The 462-nt window shown below is 58.0% G+C and carries 1 protein-coding gene; it reads right to left on the minus strand.

The annotated features are described in order from the left end of the window. The coding region (locus HOP58_RS22825) for a transposase (RefSeq protein WP_234254118.1) at positions 1-382 on the minus strand (382 nt) is incomplete at its 3' end. Between the last annotated feature and the right edge of the window lie 80 nt (positions 383-462).

Below are 462 nucleotides of genomic sequence, written 5' to 3' on the forward strand. Positions count from 1 at the left end.
CCTCAGGCTCCGGCTGCCACGCATCAGGTCGTTGCGTCGCGCCATAGCGTGCCAGCACCACACTGTCCTTCTTATCTGTTTTGCCGCGTACTCCCAGGCTACGGGAGAAGTCACGCACCTGGGCGGGGTTGAGGACATAAACCTGGATGCCGGCAGCATGCAGCCAATAGGCGAGCGTTTCGTGATAGATGCCGGTGGCTTCCATCACAACGTGCAACTGGTCCAATGGCTCACCGGTTTGGTGCTCAAGCCATTCCAGCAGGTGTGGAAAGTCCTGCCGCCGATTGCCGAATACACGCGTCTTGACCTTTCCAGTCGCCTCATCGCGTAGCCAGGCGCAGTCGAGCTTCTGCTTACTGACGTCGATACCGATCACTGCCATGTCTCGTCGCCTTTCCTTGTTCGTGCAGCCTCACTCCGATTGGGGAGGGGCTTGGATACCATTCAAGCTATCGAGATAGT

The sequence above is a fragment of the Halomonas sp. MCCC 1A11062 genome, assembly GCF_021404355.1.
Classification (GTDB): domain Bacteria; phylum Pseudomonadota; class Gammaproteobacteria; order Pseudomonadales; family Halomonadaceae; genus Halomonas; species Halomonas aerodenitrificans.